Source organism: Sphingomonas sp. ABOLE (assembly GCF_003950455.1).
GTDB lineage: Bacteria > Pseudomonadota > Alphaproteobacteria > Sphingomonadales > Sphingomonadaceae > Sphingomonas > Sphingomonas trueperi.
This window is the reverse complement of record NZ_QQWY01000047.1, coordinates 18,764-32,814: the sequence shown is the minus strand read 5'-3', so window position 1 is coordinate 32,814 and position 14,051 is coordinate 18,764. Positions and strand designations below refer to the sequence as shown.

At 61.7% G+C, this 14,051-nt stretch carries 13 protein-coding genes and 1 pseudogene; 9 read left to right on the top strand and 5 right to left on the bottom strand.

What is annotated here, in order from left to right; translation table 11 throughout:
* Nucleotides 1-127: 127 nt before the first annotated feature.
* Nucleotides 128-574, bottom strand: a pseudogene (locus CA234_RS21000) (hypothetical protein); the annotation flags it as partial.
* Nucleotides 575-684: 110 nt separating this feature from the next.
* Between CA234_RS21000 and CA234_RS20995 the strand changes: the two are divergent.
* The gene (locus CA234_RS20995) at nucleotides 685-1,569 is read left to right on the top strand and encodes a lytic transglycosylase domain-containing protein (protein ID WP_126002671.1); all 885 of its coding nucleotides are present in this window, start codon (nucleotides 685-687) and stop codon (nucleotides 1,567-1,569) included.
* Nucleotides 1,570-1,595: 26 nt separating this feature from the next.
* On the opposite strand, the gene CA234_RS20990 is transcribed toward CA234_RS20995, so the two are convergent.
* The 4 genes from CA234_RS20990 to CA234_RS20975 all read right to left on the bottom strand — a co-directional run bounded on the left by CA234_RS20990 (nucleotide 1,596) and on the right by CA234_RS20975 (nucleotide 5,922).
* On the bottom strand, nucleotides 1,596-2,498 hold the full coding sequence (locus CA234_RS20990; RefSeq protein ID WP_126002670.1) for a replication initiator protein A: 903 nt from the start codon (nucleotides 2,496-2,498) through the stop codon (nucleotides 1,596-1,598).
* A 166-nt stretch (nucleotides 2,499-2,664) separates the two neighbouring features.
* On the bottom strand, nucleotides 2,665-4,008 hold the full coding sequence (gene repC, locus CA234_RS20985; protein WP_126002669.1) for a plasmid replication protein RepC: 1,344 nt from the start codon (nucleotides 4,006-4,008) through the stop codon (nucleotides 2,665-2,667).
* An 836-nt stretch (nucleotides 4,009-4,844) separates the two neighbouring features.
* A complete protein-coding gene (locus CA234_RS20980) occupies nucleotides 4,845-5,372 on the bottom strand; it encodes a hypothetical protein (protein WP_126002668.1) in 528 nt (175 codons plus the stop codon).
* Between the two features lie 88 nt (nucleotides 5,373-5,460).
* Nucleotides 5,461-5,922 (bottom strand): hypothetical protein, encoded by a 462-nt coding sequence (locus CA234_RS20975; protein ID WP_126002667.1) that lies wholly within the window; start codon nucleotides 5,920-5,922, stop codon nucleotides 5,461-5,463.
* A 361-nt stretch (nucleotides 5,923-6,283) separates the two neighbouring features.
* On the opposite strand from CA234_RS20975, the gene CA234_RS20970 reads away from it, so the two are divergent.
* From CA234_RS20970 to traC, 8 genes are read left to right on the top strand one after another with little or no spacing between them, the layout of a single operon-like run.
* A complete protein-coding gene (locus tag CA234_RS20970) occupies nucleotides 6,284-6,598 on the top strand; it encodes a TrbC/VirB2 family protein (RefSeq protein ID WP_066721840.1) in 315 nt (104 codons plus the stop codon).
* A gap of 56 nt (nucleotides 6,599-6,654) precedes the next feature.
* A complete protein-coding gene (traL, locus tag CA234_RS20965; protein ID WP_126002666.1) occupies nucleotides 6,655-6,942 on the top strand; it encodes a type IV conjugative transfer system protein TraL in 288 nt (95 codons plus the stop codon).
* A gap of 1 nt (nucleotide 6,943) precedes the next feature.
* Nucleotides 6,944-7,516 carry a type IV conjugative transfer system protein TraE gene (locus CA234_RS20960; RefSeq protein WP_126002665.1) on the top strand — a complete coding sequence of 191 codons (573 nt, stop codon included), beginning with the start codon at nucleotides 6,944-6,946 and terminating at the stop codon, nucleotides 7,514-7,516.
* On the top strand, nucleotides 7,513-8,325 hold the full coding sequence (locus tag CA234_RS20955; protein ID WP_126002664.1) for a type-F conjugative transfer system secretin TraK: 813 nt from the start codon (nucleotides 7,513-7,515) through the stop codon (nucleotides 8,323-8,325). Before CA234_RS20960 ends, CA234_RS20955 begins: the two co-directional genes overlap by 4 nt.
* 2 nt (nucleotides 8,326-8,327) lie before the next feature.
* On the top strand, nucleotides 8,328-9,674 hold the full coding sequence (locus CA234_RS20950; protein ID WP_126002663.1) for a TraB/VirB10 family protein: 1,347 nt from the start codon (nucleotides 8,328-8,330) through the stop codon (nucleotides 9,672-9,674).
* The gene (locus CA234_RS20945; protein WP_126002676.1) at nucleotides 9,661-10,542 is read left to right on the top strand and encodes a DsbC family protein; all 882 of its coding nucleotides are present in this window, start codon (nucleotides 9,661-9,663) and stop codon (nucleotides 10,540-10,542) included. Before CA234_RS20950 ends, CA234_RS20945 begins: the two co-directional genes overlap by 14 nt.
* On the top strand, nucleotides 10,539-11,477 hold the full coding sequence (locus CA234_RS20940; RefSeq protein ID WP_126002662.1) for a TraV family lipoprotein: 939 nt from the start codon (nucleotides 10,539-10,541) through the stop codon (nucleotides 11,475-11,477). Before CA234_RS20945 ends, CA234_RS20940 begins: the two co-directional genes overlap by 4 nt.
* Nucleotides 11,474-14,050, top strand: a complete 2,577-nt coding sequence (traC, locus tag CA234_RS20935; RefSeq protein WP_126002661.1) for a type IV secretion system protein TraC — start codon at nucleotides 11,474-11,476, stop codon at nucleotides 14,048-14,050. Before CA234_RS20940 ends, traC begins: the two co-directional genes overlap by 4 nt.
* Nucleotide 14,051: the final 1 nt, after the last annotated feature.

The following is a 14,051-nucleotide window of genomic DNA, read 5'->3' as shown; positions in this document are numbered from 1 at the left end:
CATCGCCGGATAGAACTGAGCCGTCGCCTTTCTGGCGCGACCGTAGAAGGCAGCAACAAGTAAGATCTCGCGCCGGCTATCTGGGCGAGCTTGGCGTAGGATTCCGCCCCCTCCCGCAAACGCCCCCATTTCGGGTGCGATCGTCAGTCACATCGCTCTCAGGCTTCTTTGAAAGGTTCTCCGGCGCCGGCTTCAGGACAGAGAAAAAGCCTGCGGGTGGATCGTTGGCGGTGGCGCGGGATCGCACTTCCGTCACCCTGTTCGTGGCCTGGTCGCGGAAGAACGGGCAATCCTCCCGGTGCTCAGGGCGCTGGGTCAGCCGCCGAAGGTAATAGGTTTCGGCCTCGGAGAGATAAGCCGGCGTCAGAACGGGAGGCGCCTTGTCGCGCCCGAGGCAGTCGCAGGCGATCCATTTCAGACCAATCCGAGCCTGCTGCACCAGGTTGATGCCGGCGATCTCGTCGCGGTGACTACCTTCCCCAACATACCAGCGAACCAGCGCGTCCCGCACGATCGGCGGCAGCGGAATCCTCGATCCGTCAAGTCCTTTGGTGTCGCGGTCTATAAGCCACATCGCTCTGACCTCCAAATCGGCGTCGACGAAAGTGTCTCTGCCTTTGCTTTGCTTGACAAGCTTTCCCCTCCCGCACTCCACTTCATGAAACAGCACCTGGAGAGCCAGAAATGCTCCGATCGATCTACTTCGCTGCCGCGCTTGGCGTCGCCTTTGGGCCGCCGGCAATCGCGCAGAACCGCCCGTCACGTCAGGTTCAGCTGATCCAGCTCGGATCGGAGCCAACGGTGCCCGAAGCCGAACCTGCAGCGGCCACTCAGGAGGTCGCGCCAGAGCCTCCTGCGCTCACGCAGGCGATGTTGAATGCCTTTCGCGTTCACGACCTCAGTCGGCAGTATGTCGAATTTCAGATGGCACAAGGTTTTGGCGGCACAGGGCCGGCGCGCCTGCCACAACCTGCGGCCCTGCCACGGGTGGCTCCGATCTCCTCAATCCAAGTTCCAGCTTGGATGCGTGCGGCGCCCGTGTATCCCTCGATCCGCTATAACGGTAGATGTGAGCCCATCCCTTATGCTCCATCCGGGTTGCTCGGCTATGCCGCGGAGGCGCGGCGCGCAAGCTACTATTCGATGATGAGTGCCATCGCGTGCGAGCACGGGATACCCGTTGGTCTCTTCGACGCGGTGATCATGCAAGAGAGTCGCTATAACCCTCTCGCTGTCTCAAGCGCCAAGGCTTACGGCCTAGCGCAACTTATGCCAGGCACAGCGGCTGGTCTTGGAGTGGACCGATACGATGTCGTCCAGAATCTCCGCGGCGGTGCCCGCTATCTCCGCCAACAACTGGATCGATATGGTCAGGTGCACCTTGCCCTAGCTGCTTACAATGCAGGACCGGGGCGCGTGAAAGCCAGCGTGCCGCGAATAAACGAGACACAAAAATATGTGGCGTCCATCATCGATAAATGGTCGTCCCTCGCAACCGGTCCCGTGCTCCAGGCGAGCACGATGGGACGGAGGCCGGTACGTCGGGAAGCGGGCGTCTTAAGCTTCTGAAGGCGGATGACGGCGGCGACGTCCTCTCAGGCTGCCGCCAGTCGTTCCTTCGAGGCCCGCTTTTGCTGCCGACGCCTTAGCACAACCATCGTCTGCTGCTTCCGAATCTTGCGCCCCCTTGCATCCTCGACCTTGTCGTTCGACACGACGTCGTGGATCGCTATTTCATACTCCGGGAGCCGGTCCTCGCTTTCGACTTTCTTGAGCTGCTGTCGAAACTTCGCTGTTCCAGCTTGCGAACCGATCTTCGACGCTAAATATTCGAGTGGAACCTCATAATCCCCGCTATCGCTATAGCAATGAGCGAGCTCGTAGATACGACGTTCGATCGAACCCAGTTTGAAGTAATCTGGGTGATAATTATACATTCGGTTGTCGTAGGTGATGGCTCGCGCTAGCCAATCACAGATCATGACACGCACTGACTCTAGCTGAACCGTCCCATCGGGAAGCCGGCGGGTCTCCGAGTGCGCTTCCGAAAACCAGGAGAAATAGCCTCGCGTTCCTCGGTTCCCGGTCTCGATGTTGGTCTGGATCTGGGTGCCCTGAAGGCGTGCCAAAGCGTCAGAAAATCGCTCGTAATCGCGTTTCGAGGGACGATTTACGCCGGTCACGCGGAAGAAGTCATGGGTGTTGAACTTCACCTCGCGACCAGATTCGCCAAGATCCTGCATGCGATTCGCGATCACCGAAGAAACATAAATGAGGATTTCCTTGTCCCACATGGTAGCAATACCCATGGAACTTGGCTTGATCTGGATCTTCACGTCGCCAAATTCGTAGCGGATCTCTTCCATTTGAGGCTTTTTGGACAGCGCGAAGAGCGGAAAGTCCATGACGCTGCGCTCGCCGCGGACCTTCCCGGTCATTGGGCTATCCAACCGATCGAAAAGTCGACCCTGCATCGGAGCGCTGATTGTCTTGGTCATCCCTCTTTCCTCGGATTCTCACGTTGAAGAATAAGCGATCTTAACCCTACGGTCAGCCCCAACGGGCACGGCATACCCGATAGCACGAGCATTTGTTCACCATCTGGCCCGCGGCACTGGCTAGCGGACGCCGAAATGGGGGGATTAGCAGCCCGCGCTCGTGCTTTCAGGTATATCGTCTCAGCATGCCTTGGGCTGGTCCATCCAGCGAGCGCAGAAGAGCGCCTATCGGCCTGGCGGTCGCTGTCGTCTCCATGCAGCGAACTGCTAGAGCGCGGTTCGCCTCCTTCAGGCCGTGCATGGTCCTTCCTAAGTGGAGCTCGCCCTTAGCGGCCTTTCCACTCATCCCGCGCAGGTACGCACCGGGCTTTCGCACTTCCCCTGAACGGAATTTCTGGATCGTAGCGATGACCGACGCCGCGGCTCCTCGAACCCCCATGACCCGGCACGCTTCCCTCCAGGCGTGCGCCGGGATCTGATGCTGGGCAGACAGCCTCTCCGCAGTCGCAACGACAACACCCCACGGACGATCGCCGTTGAGAAGGTCCGCGCAGATGTCGGGTGCCACTTCAGCCAGGAAGGACGGCGTGACCCCGTGAATGGCGAGGTCCTTCTCCACCAGCGATTCGTCGGCAGATGTGAGCGTGCCGGATCCACGACTACTGCTCACCGCTGAGCCCCTACCTGTAACTGCTTTAGCAGGTTGAGGTTGGTTTGTAGTTGTTATGTGGGCGAAGTCCTCTTCATCCGAGCATGAAATTTCTTCCATCTGCGCTTTGGAATCGTCCAATAGCGCTAGCCTAACTTCCTCAGCCAACGCCTTCTCTCTTTCCTCCATCTGCTCGACGCACGAACGTAGCAGATCAGGATCGCGCGAGCCCTTGAGTTGGGCAGCCGCCATGTGGACCAGCGCAAGCTCTCGATCGGCGTCTACGTGCGGCAACCCGCTATCGACCACGGTTTGAGCCAGCTCTCGAACCTTGCGCCGGCATGCCTTGAGACGTCGATTGAGAACCTCCAACTCCTTGTCCTTGACCGCACCTCGTTCAGCAATCTCGACGAATTCACGGTAGCGCGCGCCGATCGGTGCAAGAACGATCCCGTAGGCCCAGCGGAGCGAACCGTTTGCGTCTCTTTGGCCGCCACGATGTCCATTGGGGCTGTCGCGATAGGCAATCAAGCCGAGCTGCTGTGCCTGCTTCAGGATGTTTTGTACCTGCCTGACGCCGACACCGAGCTTTTCAGCGAGGAGTGCGTTGCTCGGCCAGACCACCGGGGTTGAACCGGGCACCCAATCCTGCGGCTTCGTCCAGGAAAACAGCAAATCGATCAAAGTGATGACCCGGAGAGGAATGCGCTCGTAGCTTGCAGCCCTCTTGAGTGCAGTCAGCAGCTTGCCCGGCGAAAGCGACAGCTCCACGCCGTCGAATTTCGCGGCGAATGCATCGGCGGTTGCGGCTGCCTGGTCATACTTACGCAATCCCGCTCCAGGGCGCAGGGCACGAGTCATCGTTCGGTTCTCCGGTGCTGGAGCCCGTGCAGGCAAAGAGATCCCGTGGCTACCGATCGGCGCGAAAAGGATCTGCTTGTTCAGCGGTGGTTTAGAGGCCGCTCATCGACCGGCTTCAAACCCATTTAACCTGGTCGGCCGTAGGCCGGTGGCTGCGCTCTGCTCGAGTCTCCTGTTTGCGATCTTCGCCTTCGTGGAAGCACACTTGGTCAGCCTCGAAGGTCGTGGCCAGGATAGACACCGTCACCGTTGCCGGTCTTCACCTTTGGTTCGTGCTATCGGGTATGGCTGCCACCAAAAGTTCGTGCTTTCGGGTATCACGTGACCGGAAGTTCGTGCTTTTGGGTAACGCATCCCCTCACGGACTCGTGCTTTCAGGTATCGCGTCACGCATGATTGCCTGCTGTTCGGCCGTCCCAGCGGCTGGGACGCTTGCTTGACCGCCGATTCGGGGCAGATCCCGCTAGGTATGTTCGAGAGGTGTTCCTCTTCGCCTCCCCCGGCGGCCCAGCGCAAGGGCTCGTGCTATCAGGCATCACGTCAGCAATTAGGCCATTGCTTCAATGCGTTATGGGCTACCTTGCCTAGCGCCTCTTAACTGTGATGCTTGGGCTTGTTTGGTCGACCGTTCTCCAGATCCATGCAAGGCAGGAGCCGGCTCGTGCTTTCGGGCATGCCGTCACAGCACGGATGGGACCGCATTCTGACCGTCTGGCGATCAGATTAGGACCAGTGCTTTTCTGAATGTTTGGTGGCTGGAGTGAGTTCTCAACAGCCGGCTCGCGGAGCCAATTACGCTTATCTCGCGAGCGAATGACAGGTGCGACCCTGTTACCTCAAAAATTCGATACAGCGCTTAGCGCGATCCGTTGGTCCTTGCGCTTAGCGAAGCCACGATAGTCTACTTCAAGCCTCTCCAAAACCACCTGCTGGATGTGCCTGCCATGAGTCGGATAGATATCAGACGCTTCCAGGCCATCGATCATCGCAAGAAGATCAAATATTTTTTCCGGCAGACCCTGAAGCGCATTCGATATGAGCATTGCAATATTGGTATATGCGTCATGCTCTACCTGCGGATATTCACGGATCAGCTGTATGGAAAGGGCCGCTTGGTAGTATCCGACTTTTAGTACATCGAGCAAAACGTAAACTTCTCCCAGCTTGATTGGGGAGCGCTTCGATCGATCATCGTTGAAGATGCGCCCTAGACGGCTTTTGGTTAGCCTCCGGGAGCACGCCGCCTCGATGTCTCTATAGCTGAGCTTCTGCTCCTTGATAATTGCTCCCAAGAAGTCGGCATACTCGACCTCCGCTCTACCGCACTCGTCCGCGGATCGCTCCGCAGTGGGCACTAACTGCATACGAAACCCCCTGTTCAGGACAGGGAAAAGTAACCATCAGCCGTCCCATTTTGCAACCTAAAATGAGGCGTGGATGAAGGCCCGGGAGCTATCGGATAGGTACTACCTTCCCATCGGTGCGCTTTGCAGCCCCTTTGTACGCCTTAGCGTCAAGCATAGAGAGCCCAAATTTCGTTACGAACTCAGTCCTATTCTCCTCAACCACAAGGTCGAACAGCAGAAGCGATACCGCGTTAGCGAAACTAACGCTGTCTCCCAAAAGTTTTTCTATCTCCGGTATCGAATCATCAATCGCATCGTAGCTTGATTCCAATATCGTGATTTTAAGCGGTAAATCGCCATCGGTTGGGATGATTTCCAGATGTTTCTTCAGGTCTTCCGCCCGATAGTTTTTATGCAACTCACTCGCACTAGCACTGCGTTCGTCGATGATTTGGGCGAGGCTACCGAACGTCGTCTTGCTGTTTGAGAACAAGCGAATGCACTCGGTTATCAGCCGGAAATAGCCCTCCGAGATATTCCAGCTCCACTCGCGACTTGCCTGTTCCATCAAACCTAGACGCCCTTTTCCTGCCCCCAACGGGCTGCTGCGACCTTTGCAACCGTGTCGCACGATGTTGTCGTTAACAGCCGGTTATAGGCTTCCTGGAGCGGATGATCGAATCGGTTTTTCGCGAATATCGCGGTAAGTCCCGATTTCGGGACGCCCGCGGATATTTTGTCGGAGTACAGCCGAGTTCATGTCCCAGCTCCGGGACAAGGGTTTCGCGAATCATAGTCGCGTACCTGCTAATCGTTGAAATGCTCTTAATCGTACCAAGTTCCGGCGAGTTTGTTTGCTCCGGAGAATCCCGGTGAGCCAACCTTGGCTTGGGCGCAGTGACCGCGCTCAGTCCAAGGAGACCTTTCGTATGAAGACTCTGTTCACCGCACGTCGCGCCGAGACCGCCGGTCTCGTTGCCACGGCAGCCATCGCCGCAGCGATGCTCGCGGGTCCGGCCTTCGCCGGCGCCGACACCACGTTCGACACGGCCCTGACGCAGTTCACCAACTTCCTGCAGGGCTCGGGCGGCAAGATCATCACCGTGCTGTCGCTTGCCGGTGGTGTCGTCGGCCTGGCCTCGGGCCGCTTCTCGCTCAGCCAGGTCGCGATCCCCGTCGGCGTCGGCGTCGGTGCCGGCACCGGTATCCCGATCGTCACCTCGACCGTCACCGCGACGATCTGACCGTCTGCTCCGGCGAAGTCGGCAGCTTCGCCGGAGCCCTTCGAGAAGGTGGCGCGATGGCAGACAAGTACGTGATCCACTCGCATCTGGATGATCCTGAGCTGATCGGGTTTTGGACGCTGGACGAGTTCCTCGCGATGATCATCCCCTTCGTTTGGGGGATCCTTTCCCAGCACATCGTTTTCGGCATTGGTTTCGCGATCGCGTGCTGGTGGCTGTTACGCAAGGCAAAGGCCGGGAAAGCGACGTCTTGGCTGATTCATCTGGCCTATTGGCATCTGCCCGGAGGATTTCCCTCCGTTCGGGCCACGCCACCTTCCTACCTCCGCGTGATGGTGGGCTGACATGGATTTCACCTATCAGCATGGGCAGAGCCAGCGGATCCTCCGCCAGCGCAATCTGCTCGGAATGGCCGTCCTCGCTCTCGCAGGCGTCATCGGCGTTATGCTTCTCGTCTCGGCCACCCGGCCCCGCGAGATCGTCCTCCAGCCGGTGCTTCGCTCGCCGCTGCTCCTCAGCAGCGCGGGCGTCTCGCGCGAGTATCTGGAGCTGGTGACGCGCGACACCGCCGTCCTGGTTCTCGATCGCTCTCCGAGCAACCTCGACTACTGGATGAACTCGGTCCTCGATATCACGAGCGCCAAGGCGCACGGGAAGATCAAGGCGGATCTGCTCAAGGTCGTTGACGAACAGCGCAGCTCCAGCATCGCGCAGTTCTTCACCATTCAGTCGATGACCGTCGATCCGAAGAACCTTCGCTCGACCGTCACTGGCCAGCTCCACACCATCGTGGGGCAAAAGATCATCTCTAACGACGTCCGCACCTTTCAATTCGATTGGGAGTATAACGGCGTCTCGTTGAAGCTCGCTGGCTTCGGGATGGTCGTCGATCCCAAGTCGCGAAAGGCACTTCCATGAACTACCTGGCCATCGGTAGCGCGGTGCTCGGCACCGCGCTCGTCTCGCGCCTGTGCATGCTCAGCCGGATGCTCGGCGCAGCGCTCCTCGCAGCGGCGATGTTCCTGTTCTTCGCGCGGCCCGCGCTCGCTGCCGATCAGACCGTGCAGGCCTCGGACGGCGGGCAGGTGTCCTGCAACGCTTCCGCCAAGGACCTGACCCGCATCAGCCTGGTCGAGGACGAGTTCTCGAGCGTTTCAAAGATCAACACGGGCAACCCCACGGACGACTTCAGCGTCGTCAACGAGCCGGTGCGCGGCGACATCTACCTGTCGGTGCCGGAAGGGTTCACCCGCCCTGCCCTCTCCTTCTTCGCCACCAGCAAGCGCGGATACGTTTACAAGTTCGTGTGCCGTGTGTCCGGCGCCGATGCGGTCCAGGTGTTCATCTCGAACCCCGCTATCGCCAAGGCGGAGGCCGCTGAGGGTGGCACCGCCGTCAAGGCCGCGCAGCGTTCGCCGCAGGACGCGGCCGTCGATCTAGTCCAGGCCATGTACACGAACCGCGTTCTCGACGGCTACGAGATGCGCCAGCGCTCGCTGCGTCCCGTCTATGTCGGCAATCTCAAGGTCCAGATGATCGCCGAGTACCGCGGCGACGAGATGACGGGTCGGGTGCTGCGCATCGAGAACAAGGGGAAGGATGAGGCGCTTCTCAACGAAGCGACCGTCGCCCCCTCCACCGCACTCGCCGTGTCGATCGTCCAGCCCAAGCTGGCCGCTGGGCAGGTTACGACGGCGTATCTCGTCTCTCGCACCACGGGGAATTGACCATGGGCCTCTCCGACATGTTCTCCCGCAACCGGAAGGCGCTGGATCCCGCGCCTTCCGACAACACCGTCTCGCCTGTCGCGGGTGACCTGGGCGGCAATGATGCCGTCAAGAAGAAGCAGCGCATGATGCTGGCGGGCGGTGGCCTTGTCGGCCTCGTCGGCGCCAGCTTCTGGATCTTCGGCGGTGACGGGAAGCCCAAGGCCGATCCTGACAAGCCGACCGAGGTCACGGTCTCAACCAAGGATCTGATGAACCGCAACCTCTCCGAACAGGAGTGGATGTCGCTCTCGGAGAACCGCTTCCAGAGCGTCGACAACCAGCTCAAGGCGGCGAACGGCACCAACTCCCGCGTCGACCAGCTCCAGCAGCAGCTGGATCAGCTGAAGTCGCAGAATCAGTCCATGAGCGCGGATGGTCAGCGCGTGGTCAGCGCCTACCAGGCCGAGAACGAGCAGCTGCGCCGCCAGCTGAACGAGCGCGCCGCCGCCCCCGCGCCGACGATCGCCGGCCCTGCAGCCATGTACGGTCCGACGGGCCAGCAGCTCTACCAGCGGCCTGACGCGAAGGGCGGTGCCAAAGCGGCAGCGGATGCAGGCCCGCCCCCGGCCCCTACCCGTGCGAACGAGATCAAGCTGGTCTCCTTCACTACGGCCGACACCGGCACGGCAAAGAAGGTGGAGAAGGGCAACACCGTCTACACGGACAGCCCGAACTACCTGCCGCCGAACTCCTTCGCGACCGCTCGCGTGATCGTCGGCGTAGATGCGACCGCCGGCACTAACAGCCAGACCGATCCCATGCCGGTGGTGCTCCGCGTGACTGGCCCTGCGCGCAGCGTCTTCTCCAACGGCAAGCTCCTCACCACCAAGATCCAGGGCTGCCTGATCAACGGCGCGGCGCGCGGCGAGCTGTCGAGCGAGAAGGTCTATGTGAAGCTGCAGAAGATGACCTGCCCGCAGCCGGGTGGGCGCTACGCCGTCAGCGAGGTGAAGGGCTTCATCGCGTTCGGCGGCAAGGCCGGCGTTCGCGGCCGCGTCGTGAGCCGCGAAGGCTCCCTCGTTTCGCAGGCCTTCCTCGCCGGCCTCGTCGGCGGTTTCGGGCGAGGCTTCTCCGCCAATGCGCAGCAGTCCTTCATGGCGCCGAGCGTGACCGTGAACGGCAAGCGCCAGCAGCTCAGCGTCGAGGACATCGCGCAGGGCGGCCTCGGCCAGGGCGTCGCGCAGACCGGCGACATGGTCTCGAAGTACCTGATCGAGCGCGCCGAGCAGTACCAGCCCGTCATCGAAATGCCGACGGGTATCGATGTCGAAATCGTCTTCCTGGAGGGCGTCCATGTCCGCAACTGAGAATAAGGATCTGCGCAGCAAGAAGCTGCGCAACGTCGGTGTGACCGCGCTGCTCGGCATCATCAGCTTCGCCGGCGCTGCTTGGGCAACCCCGAGCCTCCTTCCACATCTCTCCGGCGCTTCGGCGCGGCAGGATAAGGTGGTCGAGCTCCTGAAGGCCCGCCTGCCCAAGACGCAGATCACCAAGGTGAACTGCGAGAAGGTCAACGGCCTGTGCGAGGTGACCGCCGGCACGACGCTCTTCTACGTCGACCAAAGCGCTCGCTTCCTCGTCATCGGCCGCGTCTACGACATGCAGACGCAGCAGGATCTAACCGCGGTTCGCCTCCTCGAGATGAACCCGGACATGCTGGTCGGCGGCGCAGCGAAGGCGGCCAATGCAGGCGGTGACGGCGACAAGGATGCGCCGATCACCCGGTCAGCGAAGACGCCGCCCCCGGCCATCAAGCATCTCGATCTGAGCGGCCTTCCCCAGAGCGGCGCGATCGCGTGGGGCAATCCCTCGGGGACGACCGTCACCGTCTTCAGCGACTTCCGCTGCAGCTACTGCCGCGCGCTCAGCAACAGCCTGCGCGACATGAATGTTCGGGTTGTTGAGCGGCCGATTTCGACGCTCGGCAGCCGTGAGCTGGCCAACCAGGTGTACTGCGCGAAAAATCGCGAGAAGGCGCTGCACCAGGCCTACGCCGGCGAGCCGGTCCAATCGGGCGGCTCCTGCGACACCTCAGGCCTCGATGCGAACGAGAAGTACGCCCGCGCCAACGGCCTCGCCGGCACGCCCGTCATCGTCCGCTCCGATGGTGCGGTCATCGAAGGCTACCGCCCGAAGGAGTTTCTGAAGGCCTGGATCGATGGAGGCCGCTCGTGAACGCGAACCTCGCGCGCGCCGCGCTTCTCATGGCCAGCGCTACCGCGCTGTCCAGCTGCATGGGCCTCAGCGGCAACATCAAGGGCAGCTTCACCTGCGGCGCGCCTGAAGGTGGCAGCTGCGCCCCGACGTCGATCATCGACGACAAGGCGCTGTCGATGATCGCAGGAGACGAGGGCGACACCCAGCTCTCCCCAGCTGGCCCCTACAGCGCTCCCAAGGACGCGGCGCAGACGATCCGCGCGGTTGCCTCGGCCAATCCTGCGCGCACTGGCGAGAAGGTGCTTCGGATCGTCTTCCCGTCCTACATCGACGGCATCGGACGCCTTCACGAGCGGTCGATCGTGCATGCCGTGGTCGACCGCGGTGACTGGCAGAGCGCTGCCGCGCAGGACGCGGTGGCAACCAGCCCCGCCGAGGTCGCTGCCGCCACCGGCTCTGGCACGCTCCTGGCCGCCGTCGAGCGCGCAGAAGTGCCCGGGGCCGACGGCGACGACGCTGCAATGCCTGATCCTGCTGCGGTCGAGGCGGCACGATCGCGAGCGAGCGCATCGACGACGCCGGCGGCCGCAGATCCGATCGGCGCGATCAAGGAAGACGTGGCGCGGCGGCTCTTGCCCGCCAAGCCCTCCGAGGCGGTCCGCTCCACCAACGCCGGCACCAACCCGCTCCCCAGGGTGTCGCTCAACCTCCCGTCCGCCAAGCCCAACCCCACTTCTTCCGCGAACCTCGCCCCTGCTCGCGCGAACGGCACGATCGTGCCGGCGCGGGCGGCAGAGGCGGGCAAGGCGGCGATCGGCGCCATGAACACGAACCCGCTTATCCGCTCGGCGGCTGCAACCCTTGAGAACGACACGCGCTCCGCAGCTGGGTCGGTGCCGGTGCCAACCCTCCGCGCGCCCTCCTTCCCCGGTGTGAATGGAGGCGACCGATGAGCTTCGTGCGCAACATGCTCAACCTGATGCTCGGGGATTCCGCGACGCCGGAGTCCGAGCGTCCGTCGACCGCGGTGCCGCGCTTCTGCAACTGGCTGCCGTACCGAAGCTTCGACCCCAAGGCGAACATCTTCTACAACGCTGGCTCGCGCGGTTTCGTCGTGGAAGCGACGCCTATGGTCGGTGCCAGTGAGCGCACTGGCGAGATCATGACGCAGTTCCTCTCGGAGGCAGTGCCGGCACCGGGATCTTTAGAGTTCCACTCCTGGCAGAGCCCGCGCGTGGGCGGCCGCCTCTCTCAGTGGTACATGCCGCGCTACGCCGCCGCCGGCATCTACGAGCGCATGGCGAAACACCGCACGGAGTATCTGCAGAACGGCGTTTGGTCCTCGCTCTCGTCGTCCTCGCCGATGCACCTGCGCAACCATCGTCTCCTCATCGCCTATGCCACGCCCGAGACGAGCCGCGTCACCAACGAGGAAATCACGGCTACGCTTGATGCGCTTCTTGCGATGCTGGAATCGATCAGCGTTCACGCAAGGGCGATCGATCCTGCCGGCCTGATCGGGTGGATCGACGATATCATCTCGCCGACCACGGCGCCGGGTGACGACACTATCACCTACAACCCCTTCGATCCAATTGCCGATCAGGCGGTCCGTCAGGACCTCGAGATGAAGATTGAGCCGGACCGGGTGCTCCTCCGTACCGAGCGCTTTCGCCCCACGGGCCGCACCGTCGATAACGCGCCAGAGATCGGGGAAATTTACCCTGACGTATTCGACGTCCGCAGCTTTTCGGTCCGCAATCTGCCGCCTCGTTGGGCTCCCTGGGATAGTGCCAAGCTCATTGGCGACATCTTTGCCGACAAGCTGCGCTTCCCCTGCCCCGTTTCGACCAACCTGCTGATCGACTTTCCGGATGCCGAGGCCGAGGCGCAGCGCGCGGGGCGCAAATTCCTGCGCACGACCTCGCTGGCCGACAGCAAATCGGCGCGGCTGCTTCCCCAGCTCAAGGATCAGTCCGCGGAGTGGCAGCACGTCCGAGACGAACTTCGCCAAGGCCGCAGGCTCCTGCAGGTGTTCTACTCGGTCACCGCATTCAGTCCCATGGGCAAGGGCGACGCCAACGAGCGTGTGCTGAAGTCGATCTACCGGTCCGCCGGGTGGGATCTGCTCGACGATCGCTACCTGCAGGTTCAGGGCCTGCTCGCGGCCATGCCTATGACCATGAGCAACGGTCTCTCTTACGACCTGCGCAACATGAAGCGGATGCGGACGATGCTCAGCACGACCGCCGGCAATCTCGCGCCGATGCAGGGCGAGTATCTGGGCGGGCATATCCCGCATCTCATGCTGATCGGTAGGCGGGGCCAACCCTTCTACTGGTCACCCTTCGAGAACAGCGCTGGCAACCACAACGTGGCGGTCTTCGGCAAATCGGGGTCGGGCAAGTCGGTCGCGCTCCAGGAGCTCTGCGCAGCGCTGTGCGGCGCCGGCTCCAAGGTTGTCGTGATCGATGATGGCCGCTCTTTCGAGCACTCGGCCAAGCTGCAGAACGGCGCGTTCGTCGAGTTCACCATGTCGTCGGGGTTTTGCATCAACCCCTTCTCGATGATCGACCCGGTGCAGGCCGAGAACGACGAGGATTACCTCCTCGACTGCCTGGCGATGCTCAAGTCGATCATCAGCCAAATGGCCCGGCACATCGACAAGCTGAACGACACCGAACGCGGCCTCATCGACGGCGCGGTCAACCACGTGTGGTCGACCAGCGGCCGCCAGGGTTCGATCGATGAAGTGATCGAGGCGCTCAACGGCGCCGGCACGGATCTGGCGCGCGACCTTGGCATCGCGATGCGGCCGTTCTCGGCCGCCGGCACCTATGGCCGGTTCTTCCAAGGTGAGGTGTCGTTCCAGCTCAAGGCAGACCTGACCGTCTTCGAGCTGTCCGACCTCTCCTCCCGCGAAGAGCTGCGTTCGGTAGTGCTGACCGCCATCATGTTCCTGGCCAGCCAGATGATGCGCAAGGTCGATCGCTCGATACCCAAGGCGCTGCTCCTCGATGAGGCCTGGCAGATGCTGAAGGGCGGCTCCATGGCCGACTTCATTGAGGCCTATGCCCGCACGTGCCGAAAGTACGGCGCGTCGCTGGTGACCGCGACGCAAAGCCTCAACGACTATTACAAGTCCGATGGCTCCAAGGCTGCACTCGAGAACAGCGATTGGTTCGTCATCCTTCAGCAGAAGGAAGAGACTATCGCCGACTTCAAGAAGCACGACCGCTTCGAGATGGACGATCACACCGACGCACTCCTGCGCTCGCTGAAGCGGCAGGGCCGGGAGTATTCGGACATCCTCATCAAGGGGCCAGACATGTTGGCCACTGGCCGCCTCGTCCTTGATCCCTATTCGGCGACCGTGTTTTCCTCGAGCCCGCAGACCTTCGCCGACATCAAGTCGCTGATGGCGCAGGGCCTCACCATGGAAGCCGCGATCGAGCGGATCGCCTTCCCCGACAATCCTGAGAAATGGAGCGGCGCCGACACTGGCCTCGCGATGGCAGCGGAGTGAT

Excerpts from the sequence above, each read along its gene's own strand:
- traC (WP_126002661.1), top strand. The coding sequence starts at position 11,474 with ATGAGCTTCGTGCGCAACATGCTCAACCTGATGCTCGGGGATTCCGCG.
- CA234_RS20945 (WP_126002676.1), top strand. The coding sequence starts at position 9,661 with ATGTCCGCAACTGAGAATAAGGATCTGCGCAGCAAGAAGCTGCGCAAC.
- CA234_RS20980 (WP_126002668.1), bottom strand. The coding sequence starts at position 5,372 with ATGCAGTTAGTGCCCACTGCGGAGCGATCCGCGGACGAGTGCGGTAGA.
- CA234_RS20960 (WP_126002665.1), top strand. The coding sequence starts at position 6,944 with ATGGATTTCACCTATCAGCATGGGCAGAGCCAGCGGATCCTCCGCCAG.
- CA234_RS20950 (WP_126002663.1), top strand. The coding sequence starts at position 8,328 with ATGGGCCTCTCCGACATGTTCTCCCGCAACCGGAAGGCGCTGGATCCC.
- CA234_RS20995 (WP_126002671.1), top strand. The coding sequence starts at position 685 with ATGCTCCGATCGATCTACTTCGCTGCCGCGCTTGGCGTCGCCTTTGGG.
- CA234_RS20970 (WP_066721840.1), top strand. The coding sequence starts at position 6,284 with ATGAAGACTCTGTTCACCGCACGTCGCGCCGAGACCGCCGGTCTCGTT.
- CA234_RS20955 (WP_126002664.1), top strand. The coding sequence starts at position 7,513 with ATGAACTACCTGGCCATCGGTAGCGCGGTGCTCGGCACCGCGCTCGTC.
- traL (WP_126002666.1), top strand. The coding sequence starts at position 6,655 with ATGGCAGACAAGTACGTGATCCACTCGCATCTGGATGATCCTGAGCTG.
- CA234_RS20990 (WP_126002670.1), bottom strand. The coding sequence starts at position 2,498 with ATGACCAAGACAATCAGCGCTCCGATGCAGGGTCGACTTTTCGATCGG.
- CA234_RS20975 (WP_126002667.1), bottom strand. The coding sequence starts at position 5,922 with ATGGAACAGGCAAGTCGCGAGTGGAGCTGGAATATCTCGGAGGGCTAT.
- repC (WP_126002669.1), bottom strand. The coding sequence starts at position 4,008 with ATGACTCGTGCCCTGCGCCCTGGAGCGGGATTGCGTAAGTATGACCAG.